We start from the raw sequence: 21072 nt of genomic DNA, 5'->3' as shown, positions 1-21072 counted from the left end.
CGTCAGGCCACCGGTTCCCCACGATACAGCGACTCGAACGTCGAGAGCGTGCGGTTGATGTCGTGCGCCTCGATCATCGCGAGGCTCCGGGCCCGCATCGCCGCGTAGTCCTCGTCGGACGCCGTCAGGACGCTCGTCAGCTTGGCCGCGAGGTCGTGGACGTCGCCGGGCGCGAACAGGTACCCGTTGCCGTCGATGAGGTGCGGCAGGGCCATCGAGTCGGCGGCCACGACCGGCAGGCCGGACGCCATCGCCTCGAGCGAGGAGATGCTCTGCAGCTCGGCGGTCGACGGCATCGCGAACACGGTGCCGTTCGTCAGGGCCTCGCGCTTCGCCTGGTCGGTCACGAACCCGGCGAACCGGACGCGGTCGCCGAGGCCCAGCTCCTGCACGAGCGCGGTCAGCTTCGGGATCATCTCGCCGCCACCGACGATCGTCAGGTGCGCGTCGAGCTCGGCCGGCAGCAGCGGCAGCGCCCGGACGAGGAGGTCGAGGTTCTTCTCCGGGGCGACGCGGCCGACGAACACGATGTCGTTCGTCGCCGGCCGACCGGGGCGGGCCACGTACCGGGTCGCGTCGATGCCGCACGAGATCGCCAGGACCTGCTGCCCGGCGATCGCCTTCCGCAGGTAGTCCGCGGCGAGGACCGTCGGGGTCGTGATGGCGTCGGCCAGCCGGTAGGTCTTCGCGGCGTCGTTCCACGCGATCTTCAGCGCGATCGGCAGGGTGCGTCGGCCGAACGGCACGTACTCGAGCAGGTTCTCGGGCATGAAGTGGTTCGTGCCGATCACCCGGATGCCGCGCTCGTGTGCCTCCTGCACGATGCCGCGGCCGATCACGAGGTGCGACTGGATGTGCACGACGTCGGGCTGCACGGCGTCGAGGATCGGGCCGGTCCACCTCCGGACGCTCCAGGGCCAGACGAAGCGGAGCCAGGCGTGCCACGGCCACTTGTACGACTTGAGCCGGTGCACCACGAGGGTGACGCCGCGGTGCTCCTCGTCGAAGGTGCCGTGGTGGGCGCTGGCCGCCGGGGCGACGACGTGCACCTCGTGGCCGCGCTCGGCGAGCCCGACGGCGAGCTGTTCGGCGAAGGTGGCCGCGCCGTTCACGTCCGGTGGGAACGTGTCCGCGGCGATCAGCACGCGCAGGGGTCGGGACCCGCCCGTCGCACCCGTCGTCGTGGCGGTGGCGGTGGTGGCGTCATCGGTCACGGCTGGCGTCGTCCTCTCGTGGGCGTTGCTGGTCGGGCCTCGACGGTACCGCACCGGTCCGGGCGGAGTCGTCCGCCTCGCGGTGGACCCGGGGACGCGTCGGCGCGGCCGCCGTGCGGTGGGCGCCAGGGCGCAGCGGCACGGCCGCCGTGCGGTGGGCGCCGGCCCCCCGGAGGTCGGCCTGGGGACGGCCGCCGTCAGGACCGGCCCTGCGGGTGGTGCTTCGCGAGCAGGAAGACGCCGGTGATCGCGATCGCCGCCGCCACCAGGAACCCGAGCACCGCGAACCACGGCGCCCCGTCGGCCTCGCCGAGCACCACGACACCGATGCCGACGGCGATGATCGGGTCGATGACCGTGAGGCCGGCGATCACGAGGTCGGCGGACCCGCTCGAGTACGCGTTCTGCACGAAGTACCCGCCGAGCGCCGCCGCGACGAGCACCCCGACGATCGCGAGCACCGTGAGCCAGTCGAAGGTGCCGTTCACGAAACGGTTCAGCACGACCTTCGCGAGCGTCGCGACGAAGCCGTAGAGGACCCCCGCGCCGACGATGTAGTACAGCGCGTTCTGGTGCTTCGCCACGAACCGGAACGACGTCAGCACGATCGCGAGCACGACCGCCAGGATCACCAGCACCGTGACGAGCTGCGGCCGGTCGATCGCACTCTCGTGCCCGACGAACGCGGCGATGCCGACGAAGATCGCGACGCCGATGATGCACGTCCAGACCGCCCGTCGGGCGCGGTCGCCGAGCGGCACCCCCGAGGACCGCGAGGAGAACCACGTGGTGATCACGAGCGCGACGGCGCCGAGCGGCTGCACGACGATGAGCGGCGCGTACGTGATGCTCACGAGCTGGAGCACGACCGCGAGCCCGAGCATGAGGGTGCCGAGCACCCACCACCCGCTGCCGAGCAGCGCGAGCACGTGCCGCACGGACAGGCCCTTCGACTGCCGGCCGAGCTTCGCCTCGACGCGCTGCACGCCGCGGCTCTGGAACTGCGCCCCGAGCGACAGGAACACGGCCCCGACGAGGGCGACGGGGATCATCAGTGCCTGGAACGGTGTCAGGTTCACCGCGCCCGGGATCTGGAGGTCCGTCGTCACGCGATGAGGCTACCGGTCCCGTCCGGATAACCTGGGTGAATGGCCGTCCTCCCGATCCGCATCACCGGCGAACCCGTCCTGCACGAACGCGCAGCCGAGGTCACCGTCTTCGACGACGACCTGCGCGCACTGGTGGCGGACATGTTCGAGACCATGGACCTGGCACCCGGCGTCGGGCTCGCCGGTCCCCAGGTCGGGGTCGGGAAGCGGCTGTTCGTCTACGCATGGACCGATGATGACGACGTCCTGCACCGCGGTGTGGCGATCAACCCGGTCCTGTGGACGAGCCCGCTCGTCCCCGAGGCTGTGGAGGAGCTCGACGAGGACGACGAGGCCGAGGGCTGCCTGTCCATCCCGGGCGAGCGCTTCCCCCTCCGTCGGGCCGATGCCGCGCTGCTCCGTGCCGTCGACGCCGAGGGCACCCCGTTCGAGGTCGAGGCCCACGGCTGGCTCGCCCGGATCTTCCAGCACGAGTACGACCACCTGGACGGCTACCTGTACGCCGACCGCCTCGTGCACCCGTACGCCAAGCAGGCCGCGAAGGCCGTCCGCAAGAGCAGCTGGGGCGGCCCCGGCAAGTCCTGGCTGCCCGGCCGCGACCACCCCGAGGGCTGACGCAGCGACGACCCCGCGGGCTGACGCAGCGACGACCCCGAGCGCTGACGCCGCCACGACCCCGCCACGACCCCGCGGGCTGACGCCGCCACCGGCGACGGCCGGGAGGCGCGGCTCAGCCCCGGTAGACGCGCAGCGCCTCCTGCAGGCGGTCGCGTTCCGGGTGACCGGGGCAGTACTCCAGGAGGCCCGCGGCCAGGCCCGCCTCGGCCGGTGAGGAGACCGGCGCGGTCCACGGCGCCACACCGCGCTCCGCGCAGGTCGCGGCGAGCTCCTGGAGCGTCGCCCCCTCGTCCGCCGCGCTGACGGCGGCCTCCTGCTGCGCGGACGGCTCGGTGCCGGTGACCGGCTTCGCGCTGCAGTCGGTGCGCTCGGCCTCCCACGCCGCGGCGTAGGTCGAGTAGGTCTCGGTCACGTCACCGTCGCCCGTGCCGCACACGAACGCGAACACGATCGGCGCGCTGCCCGACGCGGCCACTCCGGTCCGGGAGCCGGTGTCCGCGGAGTCGGCAGCCTCGGGCTCCCCCGACGGTGTGCACCCGGCGAGCCCGAGCGCACCGACGACGACGAGCATCGTCACGAGGGCACGGCGGGAGGAGAGCACCTGTGAACGCTAACAGCTTCAGACCGGACGCCGCCTGCGAACACGACGGCGCCGGAGCACGGCGACCCCGGGACGCGAGAAGGCCCCGGAACACGAGGACTCCGGACGCGAGAAGGCCCCCACCGCGAACGGTGAGGGCCTGCCTGCTCCCCGAGTTGGACTCGAACCAACAACCTGCCGGTTAACAGCCGGCTGCTCTGCCAATTGAGCTATCGAGGATCACTGCCCGCCGAGGTGAACCCCCCGCGAACAACGGGTACCAGCATAGCAGGACCCGGAGCCCGGTCCGCGCATCCATCGCGCATCCCGGGCGCGCCGTGCTCCCGGAGGCGGATCAGTAGCCCGCGGCCGGGTCCACGACGCCGACGAACCCGGTCCCGTCCCCACCGAGGAACGCGGTCGTGTTCGCCCGCACGCGCTCGGCGAGCAGCGGCGCCACCATGTCCGGCGTGTCCGCCTGGTGCGGCGTGACGACCACGCCGGGGGTGGTCCACAGCGGGTGGCCGTCGGGCAGCGGCTCGGGGTCGGTGACGTCGAGTCCGGCGCCGGCGATCTCGCCGTCCCGGAGCGCGGCGACGAGGGCGTCGGTGTCGACGAGTCCCCCGCGGGCGATGTTGACGAGCCGCGCGGAGGGCTGCATCAGCGCGAACTGCTCGGCACCGAACAGCTTCGCCGTGCCGCTGGTCATCGCCGCGGCGACCACCACGACGTCGGCGTCGGGCAGCACCGCGTCGAGCTCGTCGGTCGTCACGGAGCGGTCGGCACCGTCGACGGGGTCGGAGGACCGTCGCACCACCGTGACCGAGGTCTCGAACGGCGCGATCAACCGGATGTACTCGAGCGCGATGCCCCCGGCACCGACGACGACGACGTTCCGGCCGTACAGCGACACGCCCTCGGGCTCGGTCGCCCACGAGGTCGCCCGCGCTCGCGCCGGCAGCACCCGCAGCGTCGCGAGCGTCAGGGCGAGGGCGTGCTCGGCGACGGGTTCCGCGTACGCGCCCTTCGCCGACGTGAACAGCACCCGGTCGCCGTGTTCCTCGATGAGGTGCGCGAACGCGTCGACACCGGCGAACGGGAGCTGGACCCAGCCGACGGCGGGTGCGTCGTCGAGTGCCGTGGCCAGACCGTCCGGGTCGCGTGCGTCGAGCCAGACGATCCCGCGGGTGTCGGCACCGAGGGGCGCGACCGTCCCGCCGGCGTCACGGACAGCGGCCTCGTGCAGGTCGGCGGCCTCGGGCAGGATCGCGACCGGACCCGGCGTCGGTGCCTCGACCGGCAGCGGTGCCCCGGCGTCGGTGACGACGGCGCGGTGTCCGCGGGCGCTCGACGTGGTCGGTGCGTCCCGGGTCATGCGTTCTCCTGCCGTCCGGCGCGGGGACCGGTCCCGGCGGCGGCGGGCTGTCGCGGCGCCGCAGACCGGCGTGCCACGGTGGACGAGCTGCCCGCGGGACGACGCTTGACCGGCCGGGCCGCCGTCGCCGCGAGGGTCCGGACGTAGGGGTCGACGGGGTTGTCGAGGACCTCGTCGAAGGTGCCGAGACCGACGACGCGGCCCTCGGACATGATCGCGACACGGTCGGCCAGCGCCCGTGCCTCGCGCAGGTCGCTCGACACCACGATCGCCGAGAACTGACGGCCGCGCTGCAGGTTGGTGAGGGCCTCGAGGACCGACTGCCGGACGAGGACGTCGACGCCGCGTGCCGGTTCGTCGGCGACGAGCAGCTGCGGCTCGAGGACGAGCGCCCGGGCGAGCGCGACGCGCTGCCGCTGGCCGCTCGACAGCTCCCACGTGTTCAGGCGCATGACGCCGAGCGGCAGGTGCACCGCGTCGACTAGGCGGGCGACGATCAGGCCGGCCTCCTTGCGGTCGAAGCGGCGGTCGCGCATGTAGATGGGCTCGGCGATCGCCTCGCCGACGGTCAGGTCGGGGCTGAGCCGGTCCGCCCCGTCCTGGGGCAGGTAGCCGATGCGCCCGGTGAGCCGGGCGGCCTTCCGCGACGACGGCCGGAGCCCGCGCACGTGCTCGCCGAGGACCGTGAGCTCGCCGCCGGTGATGTGCCGACGGTGCGCCCCCTCGCCCTCGCCGGTGGCACCGAGCTGGCCGGCGACCGCGGCGGCGAAGGTGGACTTGCCCGAGCCCGATTCGCCGAGCACCGCGAGGATCTCGCCCTGCCGGACGGTCAGGCTGACGCCGTCCACCGCCCGGATCGGAGCCGAGCCACGTCCGCCCCGGTACTCGATCGAGACGTCGTCTGCGACGACCGCCGGGCCGTTCACCGCGATCATGGGTCCCCTTCCACGCCGCCCCTGGCGACGGTCCACACGCGGCCCGTGTCCCGGGCGCGGTGCGTGCCGTGACGGCGCGCGAACGCGGCCACGGCGGTGTGCCGCCTCGACGACGTGAGTTGTCGTCGGGACGGTTCGGTGCCCTGGAGGTGCCGGCCTGGAGGCGCGACCCGCGTCGTCGACGCGGGTCGCGCCTCCAGGCTGGTGGCGTCGGGTCAGGACCCGGCGCGCTCCAGTGCCTCCAGCGTACGCCGTCGCTCGGCCTGCTCCGCCGGGTCCGGGACCGGCAGCGACGCGAGGAGCCGCTGCGTGTACGGGTGCTGCGGCGCGCCGAGCACCTGCGCGGTCGTGCCGGTCTCCACCATGTCGCCCCGGTACAGGACCGCGATGCGGTCCGACAGGGCGCCGACGACCGCGAGGTCGTGGCTGATGAAGAGCGACGCGAACCCGAGGTCCTGCTGCAGGTCGAGGAACAGCTCGAGCACGCGCGCCTGCACGGACACGTCGAGCGCGCTCGTCGGCTCGTCGGCGATGAGCAGCTTCGGCCGGAGCGCGAGCGACCGGGCGAGCGAGGCGCGCTGGCGCTGCCCGCCGGACAGCTCGTGCGGGTAGCGGTCGCCGTACGCGGCGGGGAGCTGCACGGCCTCGAGCAGCTCGTCGACGCGCTTGCGGGCGGCGCGCGGGTTGCGCTCGGCGCCGTGCACGACGAGCGGCTCGGCGACGCACTCGGCGATCGTCAGGAGCGGGTTGAACGAGGTCGCCGGGTCCTGGAACACGAACCCGATGTCCTTGCGGTGCCGCTTGAAGTCGCGCTCGCGGTACCCGAGCATCTCGGTGCCGAGCACGTCGAGCGAGCCGCCCGTGATCCGGGTGAGTCCCGCGATCGCCCGGCCGATGGTGGTCTTGCCGGAGCCGGACTCCCCCACCAGGCCGAGGACCTCGCCGGGGCGGATGTCGAGGTCGACGCCCTTGACGGCGCGGAACGCGGGCGACCCGAGCCGTCCGGGATACTCGATCTCGAGCCCGCGGGCCGACACGAGCGGCGTCACGTCCTCGGCGATCGCGGCGCGGCGGGCGGTGCCGGTCGAGGCCTCGAGGCGGGGCACGGCGGCGAGCAGGCGCTTCGTGTAGTCGGCCTGGGGGGCGGCGAAGAGCTGCGCCGCCGGGGCCTCCTCGACGACCTCGCCCTGGTACATCACGGCCACGCGGTCGGCCAGGTCGGCGACGACGCCCATGTTGTGCGTGATGATGACGATCGCCGCGCCGAACTCGTCGCGGCACCGTCGGAGCAGGTCGAGGATCTCGGCCTGCACCGTGACGTCGAGCGCCGTGGTCGGCTCGTCGGCGATGATGACACTCGGCTCGAGCGCCAGCGCCGACGCGATGACGACGCGCTGCTTCTGACCGCCCGAGAACTGGTGCGGGTAGTGGTCGACGCGCTCCTCCGGGTCGGGGATGCCGACGCGGCGGAGGTAGTCGATCGCCGTGGCGCGCGCCTCCTTCTTCGAGACGCCGCCGTGCGCCCTGAGACCCTCGGCGATCTGCCACCCGACCGTGAACACCGGGTTCAGCGCGGTCGACGGCTCCTGGAACACCATCGCCCCGGCGGTCCCCCGCAGTTCGCGGAGCTTCTGCGCGCCCACGCTGATGACGTCGGTGCCGTCGAGGTAGACCGCGCCGCCCAGGGTCGCCGTCTCCGGCATCAGGCGGAGCATGCTGCGCGCCGTGACCGACTTGCCGGAGCCGGACTCGCCGACGAGGGCGAGGACCTCGCCCGGGCGGACGTCGAGGCTGACGCCGCGGACCGCGTCGACGGCGCCGCCGTCGGTCGCGAAGGTGACGGTGAGGTCGTCGACGACGGCGACGGGTGCGCCGTCGGCGCTGCGTCGGCCGGTGCCGTCGTCGGCGCTGCGGCGGCTGGTGCCGTCGTCGGCGCTGCGGCGGCTGGTGCCGTCGTCGGCGCTGCTGCGGCTGGTGCCGTCGTCGGCGCTGCGGCGGCTGGTGCCGTCGTCGCCGTCGGCCTGGAGGCGCTGGGCTGCGTCCGTCATGCGGCCGCCCCTTCCGTGCTGGTCGCCCCGCGGCGCGACACCAGCTGCTTCAGCCGGCGACGGGCACGCAGACGCGGGTCGGAGATGTCGTTGAGGCTCTCGCCGATGAAGGTCACGCCGAGCACGAGCACGACGATCGCGACGCCGGGGAAGACGCCGGTCCACCAGACGCCGGAGGCCACGTCGGACAGCGCACGGCTGAGGTCGTAGCCCCACTCGGCGCCCGCGGTCGGACCGATGCCGAACCCGAGGAAGCCGAGCCCGGCGAGCGTGAGGATCGCGTCGCTCGCGTTGAGGGTCAGGATGAGCGGCAGCGAGCGGGTCGAGTTCCGCAGCACGTGGCGGGTCATGATGCGCCACGGGTTCGTCCCGAGCACACGAGCCGACTCGACGAACGCCTCGTTGCGGAGGCGGACGGCCTCGGCCCGGACGACGCGGAAGTACTGCGGCACGTAGACCACGGTGATCGAGATCGCCGCCGCGACGATGCCGCCCGAGTAGCTCGAGTTCCCGCCGGAGATCACGATCGAGACGACGATCGCGAGCAGCAGGGAGGGGAAGGCGTAGATCGCGTCGGCGACCACGACGAGGATCCGGTCGAGCCAGCCGCCGAGGTAGCCGGACACCATGCCGAGGATCACGCCGATGGTGATCGAGACCACCACGGCGACGACCACGACGAGGACCGCGGTGCGGGCGCCGAACACCACGCGGCTGAACACGTCGAACCCGCCGACCGTCGTGCCCCAGATGTGCTCGGGGCTCGGGGAGCCGGTGCGCGGGAAGCTCTGGCCGTCGGCGCCCTGCAGCTGGCCGAAGCCGTACGGGGCGATGAGCGGCGCCGCGAGGGCGACCACGAGGTACAGCGCGCAGATGACGACGCCGGTGACGAGCATGCCGCGCTGCCAGCCGGTGCTCTTGCGGAGCTGGACCACCACGGGGAGGCGCTTCCAGAGCGGCTCGTGGCGGTCGACGAGCGAGGTGTCGGCCATCGCTAGAACCTCACTCTCGGGTCGATGAAGGCCGCGACGACGTCGACGACGAAGTTCGTCACGGCGACGATCACGGCGAGCATCGCGACGATGCCCTGGACCGCGACGAAGTCACGGGCGGACAGGTACTGGTTGAGCTCGAAGCCGAGCCCCCGCCAGCCGAAGGTGGTCTCGGTGAGGACCGAGCCACCGAGCAGCATGGCGATCTGCAGGCCCATCACGGTGATGATCGGGACGAGCGCCGGACGGAACGCGTGGGTCCGGACCAGCCGGGACTCCCGGACGCCGCGCGAGCGGGCCGCGTCGACGTACTCGGAGCCGAGCGAGCCGATCATGTTCGCGCGCACCAGGCGCAGGAAGATGCCCGCCGTCAGCAGACCGAGCGTGAGCGCCGGCAGCACGGCGTGCAGGAGCACGTCGCCGATCACCTGGGCGTTGCCGGTCCGCAGCGCGTCGATGATGTAGATGCCCGTCGCGCCGGGGATGTTGTCGAGGATGAGCGACACCCGTGTCGACGCGCGGTCCCCGAGGGGCAGCCAGCCGAGCCAGACCGAGAACACGAGCTTGAGCAGCAGACCGCCGAAGAACACCGGCGTCGCGTAGGTCAGGATCGCGAGGGCGCGGAACAGCACGTCCGGCCACTTGTCGCGCACGTAGGCGGCGACCATGCCGAGCGGGATGCCGAGCAGCAGCGCGACGATGAGCGCGTAGAACACGAGCTCCGCGGTGGCGCCGCCGTACGTGACGATGATCTCGGTGATCGGCCGGTTGTCGGTCGAGGTCGTGCCGAAGTCGCCGCGCACGATGTTGCCGAGGTACTCGAGGTACTGCACGAACACGGGGCGGTCGTAGCCGGCCGCGTGCAGGCGTTCCTGCAGCTGCGACGGCGTCAGTCGACCGCCGACCGAGGCGGTGATCGGGTTCCCGATGACGCGCATCAGGAAGAACACGAGCGTCACCAGGATGAAGACGGTCGGGAAGATGAGCAGGAACCTGACGAGGACGTACCGGCCGAGCCCGCCGCCGCCCTTGGCACTGCGCTGTGCCTGCGGCTTCGTGGGCTCCGACTCGATCGCCTCGGGTGGGATGACGGTCACGGTTGGGGGTGCCTTTCGGGACGTGACCAGGGGGCGTTCCTCGTGGGAACGCCCCCTGGTGTCCGGTGGGTGTTACTTGCTGAGCGTTGCGTAGCGGAACTTGTACGAGGAGTCGAGGACCAGGCCCTTGACGTCCTTCGCGGCGACCGCGACCGACTTGCCCTGCAGGAGCGGCAGCGTCGAGATCTGGGTGGCCTCGCGCTCCTGTGCCTGCTCGATGAGCGTGGCGCGCTTGTCCTTGTCGGACTCCTGCTGCTCGTCGGCGATCAGCTTCTGGATCTCGGCGTCGTCGTAGTGGTTCTGCACGAAGTTGTCCTTCGAGAAGAACGGCGACAGGTAGTTGTCGGCGTCCGAGAAGTCCGGGAACCAACCGAGCTGGTACACCGGGTAGGCGTCCTTCACGCGCTCCTGCGAGTAGGTCGTCCACACGGTCGACTGCAGGTTGACGGTGAACAGGCCCGAGTTCTCGAGCTGGGTCTTGATCGCCGCGTACTCGTCGTCCGAGGTCGAGCCGTAGTGGTCCGGCGAGTACTGCAGGTCGATCTGCACCTTGCCGCTGACCCCGGCCTTCGACAGGGTCTCCTTCGCCTTGTCGACGTCGGGGCCACCGTCACCGTTGCCGTAGAGCTTCTCGAACGGCTTCGCGGCACCCGTCAGCCCGTCCGGCACCATCGAGTACAGCGGCGAGTAGGTGTCGTTGTAGACCTCCTTCGCGATCGACGCGCGGTCGACCACGTCGGCGACGGCCTGGCGCACCGCGAGGGCCTTGGCCTCGTCGGCGTCGGACTGGCTCGCACCGAACGGCTGCGTGTTGAGGTTGAAGACCATGTAGCGGATCTCGCCGCCGGGGCCGTCGGTGACCTCGAGCTTGTCGTCCTTGCGGAGGTCGGCGATGTCCGTCGGCGTCAGGGAGCGGTACGCCACGTCGACGTCGCCCTTCTGCACGGCGAGCTTGAGGTCGGTCTCCTTGGTGTAGTAGCTGGCCGTGACCGAGTCGGACTTGGCCTTGCCGAGGAGCCCGTCGTAGTTCGGGTTCGCCTTGTACTGGATCGTGTCGTTCTCCTTGTACGAGGTGATCTCGTACTGCCCGGCGAACGCCTTGCCCTTGACGATGTCCGCCGCGGGGGTGACCTTGTCCGCCGAGAACACCTGCTCGTCGACGATCGGACCGGCGGGGCTGGAGAGCACCTGCGGCCAGGTCTGGTCGGCGTGGTCCAGGTTGAACACCACGGTCGTGGCGTTCGGGGTGTCGATGCTCTTGAGGTTCGCCAGCAGCGACTGCGGGCCGTTCTCGTTGTTGATCTTCAGCTCACGGTCGAACGAGAACTTCACGTCGCTGGACGTGAGGTCGTGGCCGTTCGCGAACTTCAGGCCCTTCTTGAGGGTGACCTCGTACGTCGTGTCGTTCGTGAACTCCGCCTTCTCGGCGATGTCCGGCTTCACGTCGGGGCTGCCGACGGGGGTGTTCATCAGGAACGGGAAGACCTGGTTCTGCACGGCGAACGAGCCGTTGTCGTAGGAACCGGCGGGGTCGAGGGACGTGATCTTGTCCGTCGTGCCGATGCTCATGCCGTTCAGGTCGGTGTCGGAGACGCTGCTGCTCGCGCACCCGGTCAGCACCAGCGCCGTCGCTGCTGCCCCGGCGCCGAGCGCGATGCCGCGCTTGCCCCACTTGCTCACGGATGCCATGTCCGCTGCCTCTCTCGGTGGTGTTCGAAGGGGTCCCCGGACCGGAGGTGGATCGACTGTGTGCCCGGTCAGGGACGCTCATTGCTACCACCCTGACACGGAATTCCACGAGCTGAGGGAGATTTGTTTACACCCTTGTAATGCACGAGACCGCCGCATGGCGCATGATGCGCGCGTGCTGACACGGCGTGTCACGCAGGAAAGTTGCGTCGTGCAACGGTCGGCTCCGAGGGGCGGGTGGGGTGGGCGCGCCCGGCCGCGGTCGGCGAACGAGCGAGGTCCGTCGGTCGCTGCGGCCGAGCGGCACGGATACGGCTCCCGCGGCGAAGGGCACACGGCGCGTCCTGCCCGCTCGCGCGACGGCCGGGAGGCGCGGGCTGGCCCCGGCACGGGGCGCCCCGACGCGCGTGCCCCGACCGGGAGGCGCAGGTCGACCCCGGCACGCAGGCGCGCCGACGCGCCCGGCCGCGGTCGGCGAACGAGCGACGCCCGTCGACCGCGGCGGCCGAGCGGGCCGGATACGGCTCCCACGGCGAAGGGCGCACGGCGCGTCCTGCCCGCTCGCGCGACCGACCGGGAGGCGCAGGCCGGCCCCGGCACGCGGCACGGGGCACGGGGCACCGGCCTGCGAAGTCCGAGGACCGTACAGCGCCGGTCAGCGCTGCGCGTCGGCCTCGCCGTCGGCGCGGAGCCGCATCCGCTGCTGGTCGATGTCGACGAGCTGCCGCTGGATCTCGGCGCGTCGGTCACCCTGTTCGTGCGGGTCGGCACGCTGCAACTGCCCGAGGAGCGACGCCTTGCGGGCGAGCAGGTCACGCTCCACCAGGGCGACGACGATGCTCCGCGCGTACAGCGCGAGGTCCTCGTCGGTCCTGGCCGGGATCGGCGCGAGCGCGAGCTCCTGCACGAGGCCCCGGAACGGCGTCGGGACGTCCTGCAGCAGACGGTCGAGCCAGTTCGGCGCACCGATCACGTCGACGTTGGCGACGACGGCGTCCCGCACGACCGAGAGCATCGGCGCCGAGAACGTGGCCTGTGCCGCGAGCCCGAGCAACGGCGCACCGACGTACCCCGGTTGCTGCACCATCGCCATCACGGCGTCGCGCTCCATCCGGGTGATCGGGTCGTTCGGCAGCAGGCGCAGCCCGGCCACGGGCTCCTCTGCCGGGGTGACCAGTTCGCCACCGGGACCCGCCTGCCCGACCGGCACCGGGCCTCCCGGCTGGTCGGCGCGGGACGCGCGCTGGCGAGCCGACTCGACGGCGCGGCGGACGTCCGGGATGTCCATCCCGAGCCATCCGGCGAGCTCGCGGACGTACCCCTGGGTGAGCGACCGGTCGCGGATACCGGCGAGGACGGGAGCCGCCGCACGGAGGGCGCTGACCCGGCCCTCGACGGTCTCGAGGTCGTGTCCGTCGAGGGTGCGCCGGATCATGAACTCGAACATCGGTCGCTTCGCGGAGACGAGCCGGCGGATCGCGTCGTCACCGCGCTGCAGGCGCAGGTCGCACGGGTCGAGCCCGCCCGGGGCGACCGCGACGAAGGTCTGCGCAGCGAAGCGCTGCTCCTCGGCGAAGGCGCGCGACGCGGCCCGCTGGCCGGCCTCGTCCGGGTCGAAGGTGAACACGACCTCGCCGTTGGCGTTCGGGTCGGCGCCGCTGACGTCGCCGAGCATCGGGCGGAGCACCTTGATGTGGTCGACGCCGAACGAGGTGCCGCACGTCGCGACCGCGGTCGTGATCCCGGCGAGGTGGCACGCCATGACGTCGGTGTAGCCCTCGACGATGACGACCTGCTTGCCCTTCGAGATGTCGCGGCGGGCGAGGTCGAGCCCGTAGAGCACCTGGCTCTTGTGGTAGATCGGCGTCTCGGGGGTGTTCAGGTACTTCGGGCCCTTGTCCTCGTCGAGCAGCCGACGCGCGCCGAAGCCGATCGTCGACCCGGTGACGTCACGGATCGGCCAGACGAGGCGGCCGCGGAACCGGTCGTACGGGGACCGGTCGCCCTGCCCGGCGAGCCCGGCGGCGAGGATCTCGTCCATCGTGAACCCTCGCCCGCGCAGGTGCTCCCGCGTCGCGTCGTACGACTGCGGCGCGAAGCCGACACCGAAGTGCTGCGCCGCCGCCGGGTCGAAGCCGCGCTCCCCGAGGAACCGGCGGGCCGGCTCGGCAGCGGGGGTCGTGAGCTGCGCCTGGTAGAAGGCGAGCGCCGCCTCGTTCGCGGCGATCAGCCGGGCGCGCTGGTTGTAGTCGGTGCGGGGGCCGTCGCCCTCCTCGTAGTGGAGGGTGAAGCCGATCTTCGCGGCCATCCGCTCGACGGCTTCCTGGAACGTCGTGTGGTCCATCTTGATGATGAACTCGAAGACGTCACCGTCCTCACCACACCCGAAGCAGTGGTACCGGCCCACCTGGGGGCGCACGTGGAAGGACGGGGACCGCTCGTCGTGGAAGGGGCAGAGGCCCTTGAGCGATCCGACGCCCGCCGACTTCAGCGTGACGTGGTCACCGACGACGTCCGCGATGTTGACACGCGAGCGGACCTCGTCGATGTCGTTCCTCGCGATCCGGCCTGCCACCCCTCGATCCTAGTTCGTGCCGACGACGCCGACCGACCGGAGGGGCTGCCCTGTGGACGGACGCCCGCGCCCGGTCAGACCGGGATGTGCGTCGTCTCGCGCTCCCCGACGACCAGCCGCTTGTGCCAGGCCAGTGCGCCCTGGTCGGTCAGGCTCGCGACCTGGTCGACCACGGCCCGGAGCCGCCCGGCGTCGTCGGGGGCGTCGCGCCAGTCGGCGGCGAACCCCGGGTCGAGGTCGGCGCTGCCCGAGGCCGCCAGGGCGTCGAGGAGCTCGGTGAGCACCCGCCGCTGGTCCTCGTACACGGGCTGCCGGTCGCCCTGGGTCATCACGAACGCCGCGACGATGCCCTTGAGGACCGCGATCTCGCCGATGATCTCGGGCGGCGTGACGACCGAGGCGGCGAACCGCACGAGCGAGCCGGACGCGTAGGCCTCCCGCGTCGCCGCGGTGGCCGTGCGGGCGAAGCGTCCGATGAGCTGCGAGGTCAGGTTCTTCAGGCGCGCGAGGTCGCGCCGGGAGCCGTCGTACGACGTCATCCAGAGCGGCAGTGAGCGGAGCCGGTCGAACGCCTCGAGCAGTTCGTCGCGGCTGAGGTCCGAGCCCACCCACGCGTGCATCGCACTCACGATGTCGTTCTCGCCCACGCGGTCGCCGAGCGCGGCCACGTCGATGAAGCCCGCGACGACGGCGTCCTCGAAGTCGTGCACCGAGTACGCGATGTCGTCGGACAGGTCCATGACCTGCGCCTCGATGCAGCGCTGGCGCCGGGGTGCACCCGCGCGCAGCCACTCGAAGGCGTCGTGGTCGTCGTCGTAGAAGCCGAACTTCGTGCGACCGGAGGACGCCTCGGCGACCCCCTGCGCGGCGGGCCACGGGTACTTGCAGCTGGCGTCGAGGGACGCCCGGGTCAGGTTGAGCCCGTACGGCCGGTCGTCGTCACCGGTGCCGTACACCTTGGGCTCGAGCCGAGTGAGGAGCCGGAGCGTCTGCGCGTTGCCCTCGAACCCACCGATGCCGGCGGCCCACGCGTTCACCGCGGTCTCGCCGTTGTGACCGAAGGGCGGGTGTCCGATGTCGTGCGCGAGGCAGGCGGTGTCGACGACGTCGGGGTCGAGCCCGAGGGAGTCGGCGAGCTCCCGGCCGACCTGCGCGACCTCGAGCGAGTGCGTCAGGCGGTTGCGGGCGAAGTCGAGCCCGGTGGTCGGGCTGAGCACCTGCGTCTTCGCCGCGAGCCGGCGCAGGGCGCTCGAGTGCAGCAGCCGGGCGCGGTCGCGGGCGAAGTCGGAGCGGCGGTTGCCGTGGGTCTCGGGCAGCCAGCGCTCGGCGTCGGCGGGCCCGTAGGAGGCGGTGGCGCTCATCCGCCGCTGTGGTGCAGCTCGGCGGCGGCGAGCACCTTGCGGAACTCGGCGTCGACGTCGCGGGACTCGAGCCAGCGGTCGGGCAGCGCGGTGCGCTTCGGGTGCCCGGAACGGCCACGCGGGCCCTCGACGTCGGCGCCCGGGTACGGGGCCGACCAGTCGAGCTTGCCGAGCAGGTCGTCGATCTCCTGCAGGCTCGACGCCATCGCGAGCGCGCTGCGGACCTCGCTGCCGATCGGGTACCCCTTGAAGTACCACGCCACGTGCTTGCGGACGTCGCGGCAGCCGTGGTCCTCGGAGCCGAAGAACTCGACGAGCAGTTCGGCGTGCCGACGGAAGGCCACGGCCACGTCGCCCATCGACGGCATCGCACGGACGTCCTCGCCGCGGAACGCCGCCGCGAGGTCCCCGAACAGCCAGGGACGCCCGAGGCACCCGCGGCCGACGACGACCCCGTCGCAGCCGGTCTCGTCGACCATGCGCAGCGCGTCGGCCGCCGACCAGATGTCCCCGTTGCCGAGGACCGGGATGTCGGTGATCGTCTCCTTGAGGGTCGCGATCGCGCTCCAGTCGGCGTGCCCCGAGTAGTGCTCGTTCGCGGTGCGGGCGTGCAGCGACACCGCGGCGACGCCGGCGTCCCGCGCGATGCGCGCCGCGTCCAGGTAGGTGAGGTGGTCGGCGTCGATGCCCTTGCGCATCTTCACCGTGACCGGGACGTCACCGGCGGCGCGGACGGTCTTCTCGACGAGGTCCTTGAACAGGTCGAGCTTCCAGGGCAGCGCCGCTCCCCCGCCCTTGCGCGTGACCTTCGGCACCGGGCACCCGAAGTTGAGGTCGATGTGGTCGGCACGGTCCTCGGCCACCAGGATCGTCGCGGCCTCGGCCACGGTGTTCGGCTCGACGCCGTACAGCTGGATCGACCGCGGGGTCTCGGACTCGTGGTGCTGGATGAGCTGCATCGACACCGGGGTCCGCTCGACCAACGCGCGTGACGTGATCATCTCGCACACGTAGAGGCCGGCGCCGTACTCGCGGCAGAGCCGCCGGTAGGCCATGTTCGTGATGCCCGCCATCGGCGCCAGCACGACCGGCGCCTCGACCTCGATCGGGCCGATGCGCAGGGGCTTCGCCGGGCGGGTGCCCGTGCGGGGTGCGTCAGTGATCGTCATACCTCGTCCATCCTCCCATGCCCGTTCCTCGCCGGTAGCGTTCTCCACATGTCCGACACCGCCATCGCCCGCTTCGACGCCGACGCAGCAGCCCGCGGGCTCGACGTCGAGGTCGTCGAACGCCCCGCTGCCGACTCGCTCGAGCAGGCCGCGGCCCTGCTCGGGATCACGCCGGGCGACATCGTCAAGACGCTCGTCGTGAAGCGCCACGACGGCGGGTTCCTGCTCGCGCTCGTCCCCGGCGGCCGCAGCATCGCCTGGAAGAAGCTCCGCACGGTCGTCGGCGTGAACAAGCTCTCGATGCCCGACGCCGCCACCGCGCTCGAGGCGTCCGGCTACGAACGGGGTACCATCACGCCGATCGGTGCGACCGGGGACCTGCCGGTGTACGCCGACGAACGCGTGCTCGGCCGCCGGGTCGCGCTCGGCGCCGGCCGGCACGGCGCGAGTGCCTTCGTCGACGCCGACGCCCTGGTCGCGGCCTACGGTGCGACGGTCGCCGACATCACCGACGAGGAGCCGGTCCGCCAGGGCTGAGCGCGCACGGCCGACCCGGCAACGCGACCGACCGCGGCCGTCGCTCGGACGGCCGCGGTGTCAGTCCGGAACCTCGGCCCAGTCGCCCTCGGCGCCGGGCACGAAGCAGCTGTCGCCCTCGCACACCGGCGCACCGCCGGACGGTACGAGCGTGAGCAGCGCGGGTCGCGCCTCCGCCCCGTCGCCGGCCTGGAGGCGCGCCCCGGCCCCGCCGGCCGCCGTCACGGCCGTCACCGGGTCACCGCCGCGTCCGCTGCCGCGTCGTCCGCGGCACGCTGCTGCTGCTCGGCGATCTCCTCGGGCGTGGTCTCGCGGAGTGCCACGACCTGCCGGAGCACCTGCTCGAACGCCTGCGGGTCCTGCGCCCCGGAGACGCCGTACTTGCCGTCGACGACGAAGAACGGCACCCCGTTGATGCCGTAGGCGCGGGCCTGTTCCTGGTCCGCGCGCACCGCGGCGAGCTGGGCGTCGTCGCGCAGGGTCGCCAGGACCTCGTCGCGGTCCAACCCGATCGACGCGCCGAGGTCGGCCAGCGACTCGTCCTGCCCGACGTGCTCGCCGCGCTCGAAGTAGGCGGTGAACAGGCGCTCGACCATCTCGAGCTGCTTGCCGTGCTGCTTCGCGAGGTGGATGACCTGGTGCGCCTTCACGGTGTTCGTGTGGTGCATCCGCTCGAAGTCGTACGACAGCCCGACCGAAGCGGCGATGCCGGCGACGTGGTCGAGCATCTGCTGGGCCTGCTCGACGGGCATGCCCTTGTGGCCGGACAGGAACTCGGCCTCGGTGCCCTCGAAGTCGACGGGGGTGTCCGGGCTCAGCTCGAAGGAGTGGTACTCGACCTCGACCGCGGGGGTGTCGTCGGACGCATCGAACGCGGCGACGCCGGCCTCGAACTTCCGCTTGCCGATGTAGCACCAGGGGCAGGCGATGTCAGACCAGACGTCCACCTTCACAGGAGTGTTCACGCCGACGACAACGCGGCCGCGCCCCGGGCATTCCCGGGGGCACGGCCGCGTGTGTCGGTCGGTGCTGGGCGCCGAGCGGACGCTCCGGTTCGGTGCTGGGCGCCGAGCGGACGCTCCGGTTCGGTGCTACGCGCCGAGCAGACGCTGCGCCAGGTAGCCCTGCAGCTGGTCGAGCGCCACGCGCTCCTGCGCCATGGTGTCTCGCTCGCGCACGGTCACGGCCTTGTCGTCGAGCGTGTCGAAGTCGACCGTGATGCAGAACGGCGTGCCGATCTCGTCGTGGCGACGGTAGCGACGACCGATCGCACCGGCGTCGTCGAAGTCGACGTTCCAGTGCTTGCGGAGGTCGTCGGCCAGGCCGCGCGCGACCGGGGAGAGCTGCTCGTTGCGGGACAGCGGCAGGACCGCGGCCTTGACCGGCGCGAGGCGCGGGTCGAGGCGCAGGACGGTGCGCTTGTCGACGCCGCCCTTCGCGTTCGGGGCCTCGTCCTCGTGGTAGGCGTCGAGCAGGAACGCCATGAGCGCTCGCGTCAGGCCGAACGACGGCTCGATGACGTACGGCACGTACTTCTCGTTCGCGGCCTGGTCGAAGAACCGCAGGTCCTTGCCGGAGGCCTCGATGTGGTTGTTCAGGTCGAAGTCGGTGCGGTTCGCGACGCCCATGAGCTCGCCCCACTCGGAGCCGGCGAACCCGAAGCGGTACTCGATGTCGGCGGTCGCGTCGGAGTAGTGCGCCCGCTCGCCGTCCGGGACGTCGAAGCGTCGCAGGTTCTCCGGGTCGATGCCGAGGTCGGTGAAGAACGCGACCGAGTCGGCGATCCACTGCTCGTAGTGCTCCCCGACCGAGGCCGGCGGGACGAAGTACTCGATCTCCATCTGCTCGAACTCACGCGTGCGGAAGATGAAGTTGCCGGGCGTGATCTCGTTGCGGAACGCCTTGCCGACCTGGCCGATGCCGAACGGGGGCTTCATGCGGCTGGTCGTCACGACCTGCGCGAAGTCCACGAAGATGCCCTGCGCGGTCTCCGGGCGGAGGAAGTTCAGGCCCTCCTCGGACTCGACCGGGCCGAGGTAGGTCTTGAGCATCCCGGAGAACTCACGGGGCTCGGTCCACTCGCCGCGGGTGCCGCAGTTCGGGCAGGCGATCTCGGCCATGCCGCCCTCGGGCTGGCGGTCCTTCTTCGCGACGAAGGCCTCGACGAGGTGGTCCTCGCGGAAGCGGTGGTGGCAGTGCAGGCACTCGACGAGCGGGTCGGTGAAGGTCGCGACGTGGCCGGAGGCCTCCCACACCTTGCGGGGCAGGATCACGGCGGAGTCGAGGCCGACCATGTCACCACGGCCGCGGACGAACCGCTGCCACCACTGGCGCTTGATGTTCTCCTTGAGCTCGACACCGAGGGGCCCGTAGTCCCACGCGGAGCGGGATCCACCGTAGATCTCCCCCGACTGGAACACGAAGCCGCGGCCCTTGGCCAGGGCGATGACGCTGTCGAGACGGGAGGACGGTGCCAAGAGGGACTCCTGTGGTCGCCGGACTGGGTGCCCGGTGCGGGAACGGTACCGGGCAAGCGTAGCGGCCCCGCAGGGCGGCGCGGTCGCCGGCACCGCCGGTCGGGACGGGAGGCGCGGCGCGGCTCCGGCATCCACCGCACGGTGACCACGGGGCGGACGGGAGGCGCGGCGCGGGCCCGGCACGCACCGCACGGTGACCACGGGGCGGACGGGAGGCGCGGTGCGGGGCCGCCACGGGCCTCCCGTCCGGTGTCAGCCCGCCGGTCGGACGGCCGCGATCACCTCGGCCACCTCGTCGGCGTCGCGCTCGTCGTTCCAGTGGTGGAACGCGAGCCGGACGCGGCCGGCGCGGCCGGACGCCGTGATGCCGGCGGCACCGAGGGCCGCGAGCTGCGCACCGTCGGCGTCGGGGAACGTCGCGATCGCCCGGCCCTGGCGGGGAGCACCGAGGGCGTCGCAGAGCCGGTCCGTCAGGGACGTCGCGTGCCGCCAGGCCGCGACCGGGTCGAGCGAGGCGACGTGCCGGAGCGCGGCGACCGCGCCGGGCCAGGCCTGCCAGGCCGGCGAGACGTCGAAGCGACGGGCGTCCTCGGCGAGGCGCATGGTCGGGCCGTAGCAGGACGACCACACGTCGGCGCCGGCGTACCAGCCGGCCTGCACCGGTCGGAGCTCGTCGAGCGCGCGGTCCGAGACGGTCATGAAGGCCACGCCCCGCGGCGCGCAGAGCCACTTGTAGGCGTGCGTCACGGTGACGTCGTACGGCGAGGCGTCGACCGGCAGGACACCCGCGGCCTGGGTGAGGTCGCAGAGCGTGCGGGCGCCGACCGCGCGGGCGGCCTCGACGATCGCCGCCGAGGGGGCGAGCGCACCGGTGGCGGACTGCACGTGCGACCACGCGACGAGCGCCGTGCGCTCGTCGACCGCCTCGGGCAGGGTGTCGAGCGGGACGCTGCGGACCCGGACGCCCCGGTGCTCCTGCTGCAGGAAGGGGAAGACGATCGAGCTGAAGTCGCCGTCGGGGACGAGCACCTCGGCGCCGTCGGGCACCGAGGCCGCGACCACGGCGGTCATCGCCGAGGCCTGGGAGCCCGTCGCGACCCGGTCGGCCCCGACGCCGACGAGTCCGGCGAAGAGCGCGCGCCCCTCCTCGACGAGGTCGCCGTACGCCGCGGGACCGGTCTCGGCCCGGGACCATGCGTCGAGGTCGGCGCGCATCGCCCGGAGCGTCCCGTGGGTCGGGAGGCCGGCCGTGCAGGCGGCGAGGTACCGGCGACCGTCGACGAAGGAGTCCATGCT

18 protein-coding genes, 1 tRNA gene and 1 pseudogene are annotated in these 21072 nt (G+C 72.3%); 2 read left to right on the top strand and 18 right to left on the bottom strand.

Going from position 1 to position 21072, the window contains the following annotated elements:
• Positions 1–2 precede the first annotated feature (2 nt).
• Positions 3–1214 (bottom strand): glycosyltransferase, encoded by a 1212-nt coding sequence (locus tag QOL15_RS07060; RefSeq protein WP_065959495.1) that lies wholly within the window; start codon positions 1212–1214, stop codon positions 3–5.
• A 197-nt stretch (positions 1215–1411) separates the two neighbouring features.
• The gene (locus QOL15_RS07055; protein WP_065959496.1) at positions 1412–2323 is read right to left on the bottom strand and encodes a multidrug DMT transporter permease; all 912 of its coding nucleotides are present in this window, start codon (positions 2321–2323) and stop codon (positions 1412–1414) included.
• Between the two features lie 39 nt (positions 2324–2362).
• Here QOL15_RS07055 and def point away from each other — a divergent pair, with 39 nt between their 5' ends.
• A complete protein-coding gene (gene def, locus QOL15_RS07050; RefSeq protein ID WP_071246763.1) occupies positions 2363–2938 on the top strand; it encodes a peptide deformylase in 576 nt (191 codons plus the stop codon).
• A gap of 115 nt (positions 2939–3053) precedes the next feature.
• Here def and QOL15_RS07045 read toward each other — a convergent pair whose 3' ends face one another.
• The 12 genes and pseudogenes from QOL15_RS07045 to dusB form a co-directional block, all read right to left on the bottom strand.
• The gene (locus QOL15_RS07045; RefSeq protein WP_071246761.1) at positions 3054–3542 is read right to left on the bottom strand and encodes a hypothetical protein; all 489 of its coding nucleotides are present in this window, start codon (positions 3540–3542) and stop codon (positions 3054–3056) included.
• A gap of 146 nt (positions 3543–3688) precedes the next feature.
• Positions 3689–3761: transfer RNA gene (locus QOL15_RS07040), tRNA-Asn, on the bottom strand.
• Between the two features lie 115 nt (positions 3762–3876).
• Positions 3877–4896: a D-isomer specific 2-hydroxyacid dehydrogenase family protein gene (locus QOL15_RS07035; protein ID WP_139197427.1), complete on the bottom strand. Its 1020-nt coding sequence runs from the start codon at positions 4894–4896 to the stop codon at positions 3877–3879.
• Positions 4893–5831 (bottom strand): ATP-binding cassette domain-containing protein, encoded by a 939-nt coding sequence (locus tag QOL15_RS07030; RefSeq protein WP_071246760.1) that lies wholly within the window; start codon positions 5829–5831, stop codon positions 4893–4895. Before QOL15_RS07030 ends, QOL15_RS07035 begins: the two co-directional genes overlap by 4 nt.
• Positions 5832–6046: 215 nt before the next feature.
• Positions 6047–7879, bottom strand: coding sequence for an ABC transporter ATP-binding protein (locus QOL15_RS07025; RefSeq protein WP_175473868.1), 1833 nt, complete (start codon positions 7877–7879; stop codon positions 6047–6049).
• On the bottom strand, positions 7876–8871 hold the full coding sequence (locus QOL15_RS07020) for an ABC transporter permease (protein ID WP_065959504.1): 996 nt from the start codon (positions 8869–8871) through the stop codon (positions 7876–7878). Before QOL15_RS07020 ends, QOL15_RS07025 begins: the two co-directional genes overlap by 4 nt.
• 2 nt (positions 8872–8873) lie before the next feature.
• The gene (locus tag QOL15_RS16660; RefSeq protein ID WP_370692482.1) at positions 8874–9539 is read right to left on the bottom strand and encodes an ABC transporter permease; all 666 of its coding nucleotides are present in this window, start codon (positions 9537–9539) and stop codon (positions 8874–8876) included.
• Positions 9540–9722: 183 nt separating this feature from the next.
• A pseudogene (locus QOL15_RS16655) lies at positions 9723–9821 on the bottom strand (hypothetical protein); the annotation flags it as partial.
• 219 nt (positions 9822–10040) lie between these two features.
• A complete protein-coding gene (locus tag QOL15_RS07010) occupies positions 10041–11657 on the bottom strand; it encodes an ABC transporter substrate-binding protein (protein ID WP_065959510.1) in 1617 nt (538 codons plus the stop codon).
• Positions 11658–12312: 655 nt separating this feature from the next.
• A complete protein-coding gene (gene dnaG, locus QOL15_RS07005) occupies positions 12313–14232 on the bottom strand; it encodes a DNA primase (RefSeq protein ID WP_071249258.1) in 1920 nt (639 codons plus the stop codon).
• A gap of 74 nt (positions 14233–14306) precedes the next feature.
• Complete coding sequence (locus tag QOL15_RS07000) at positions 14307–15593, bottom strand: deoxyguanosinetriphosphate triphosphohydrolase (RefSeq protein ID WP_065959514.1); 1287 nt, start codon at positions 15591–15593, stop codon at positions 14307–14309.
• Positions 15590–16762, bottom strand: a complete 1173-nt coding sequence (dusB, locus tag QOL15_RS06995; RefSeq protein ID WP_071249260.1) for a tRNA dihydrouridine synthase DusB — start codon at positions 16760–16762, stop codon at positions 15590–15592. Before dusB ends, QOL15_RS07000 begins: the two co-directional genes overlap by 4 nt.
• A gap of 48 nt (positions 16763–16810) precedes the next feature.
• Between dusB and QOL15_RS06990 the strand changes: the two genes are divergently transcribed.
• Entirely contained in the window at positions 16811–17299 is a 489-nt protein-coding gene (locus QOL15_RS06990; RefSeq protein WP_071249262.1) for an aminoacyl-tRNA deacylase, read from the top strand.
• Positions 17300–17359: 60 nt separating this feature from the next.
• Here QOL15_RS06990 and QOL15_RS06985 read toward each other — a convergent pair whose 3' ends face one another.
• The 4 genes from QOL15_RS06985 to QOL15_RS06970 form a co-directional block, all read right to left on the bottom strand.
• Positions 17360–17533: a hypothetical protein gene (locus tag QOL15_RS06985; protein ID WP_175473108.1), complete on the bottom strand. Its 174-nt coding sequence runs from the start codon at positions 17531–17533 to the stop codon at positions 17360–17362.
• The gene (locus tag QOL15_RS06980; RefSeq protein ID WP_065959522.1) at positions 17530–18264 is read right to left on the bottom strand and encodes a DsbA family protein; all 735 of its coding nucleotides are present in this window, start codon (positions 18262–18264) and stop codon (positions 17530–17532) included. Before QOL15_RS06980 ends, QOL15_RS06985 begins: the two co-directional genes overlap by 4 nt.
• Before the next feature lie 126 nt (positions 18265–18390).
• Positions 18391–19776, bottom strand: coding sequence for a glycine--tRNA ligase (locus QOL15_RS06975; RefSeq protein WP_065959529.1), 1386 nt, complete (start codon positions 19774–19776; stop codon positions 18391–18393).
• A 252-nt stretch (positions 19777–20028) separates the two neighbouring features.
• Positions 20029–21069: an aminotransferase class V-fold PLP-dependent enzyme gene (locus QOL15_RS06970; RefSeq protein WP_065959532.1), complete on the bottom strand. Its 1041-nt coding sequence runs from the start codon at positions 21067–21069 to the stop codon at positions 20029–20031.
• Positions 21070–21072 lie beyond the last annotated feature (3 nt).

The organism is Curtobacterium sp. MCBA15_012, from assembly GCF_001864935.2.
GTDB lineage: Bacteria > Actinomycetota > Actinomycetes > Actinomycetales > Microbacteriaceae > Curtobacterium.
Note: the sequence above shows the minus strand (reverse complement) of the source record. Positions and strands in the feature narration are given on the sequence as shown.

Bases quoted from the DNA above. Each gene is read 5' to 3' on its own strand.
- def (WP_071246763.1), top strand. From the start codon at position 2,363: ATGGCCGTCCTCCCGATCCGCATCACCGGCGAACCCGTCCTGCACGAA.
- QOL15_RS07035 (WP_139197427.1), bottom strand. From the start codon at position 4,896: ATGACCCGGGACGCACCGACCACGTCGAGCGCCCGCGGACACCGCGCC.
- QOL15_RS07030 (WP_071246760.1), bottom strand. From the start codon at position 5,831: ATGATCGCGGTGAACGGCCCGGCGGTCGTCGCAGACGACGTCTCGATC.
- QOL15_RS07025 (WP_175473868.1), bottom strand. From the start codon at position 7,879: ATGACGGACGCAGCCCAGCGCCTCCAGGCCGACGGCGACGACGGCACC.
- QOL15_RS07020 (WP_065959504.1), bottom strand. From the start codon at position 8,871: ATGGCCGACACCTCGCTCGTCGACCGCCACGAGCCGCTCTGGAAGCGC.
- QOL15_RS16660 (WP_370692482.1), bottom strand. From the start codon at position 9,539: ATGGTCGCCGCCTACGTGCGCGACAAGTGGCCGGACGTGCTGTTCCGC.
- QOL15_RS07010 (WP_065959510.1), bottom strand. From the start codon at position 11,657: ATGGCATCCGTGAGCAAGTGGGGCAAGCGCGGCATCGCGCTCGGCGCC.
- QOL15_RS07000 (WP_065959514.1), bottom strand. From the start codon at position 15,593: ATGAGCGCCACCGCCTCCTACGGGCCCGCCGACGCCGAGCGCTGGCTG.
- dusB (WP_071249260.1), bottom strand. From the start codon at position 16,762: ATGACGATCACTGACGCACCCCGCACGGGCACCCGCCCGGCGAAGCCC.
- QOL15_RS06990 (WP_071249262.1), top strand. From the start codon at position 16,811: ATGTCCGACACCGCCATCGCCCGCTTCGACGCCGACGCAGCAGCCCGC.
- QOL15_RS06970 (WP_065959532.1), bottom strand. From the start codon at position 21,069: ATGGACTCCTTCGTCGACGGTCGCCGGTACCTCGCCGCCTGCACGGCC.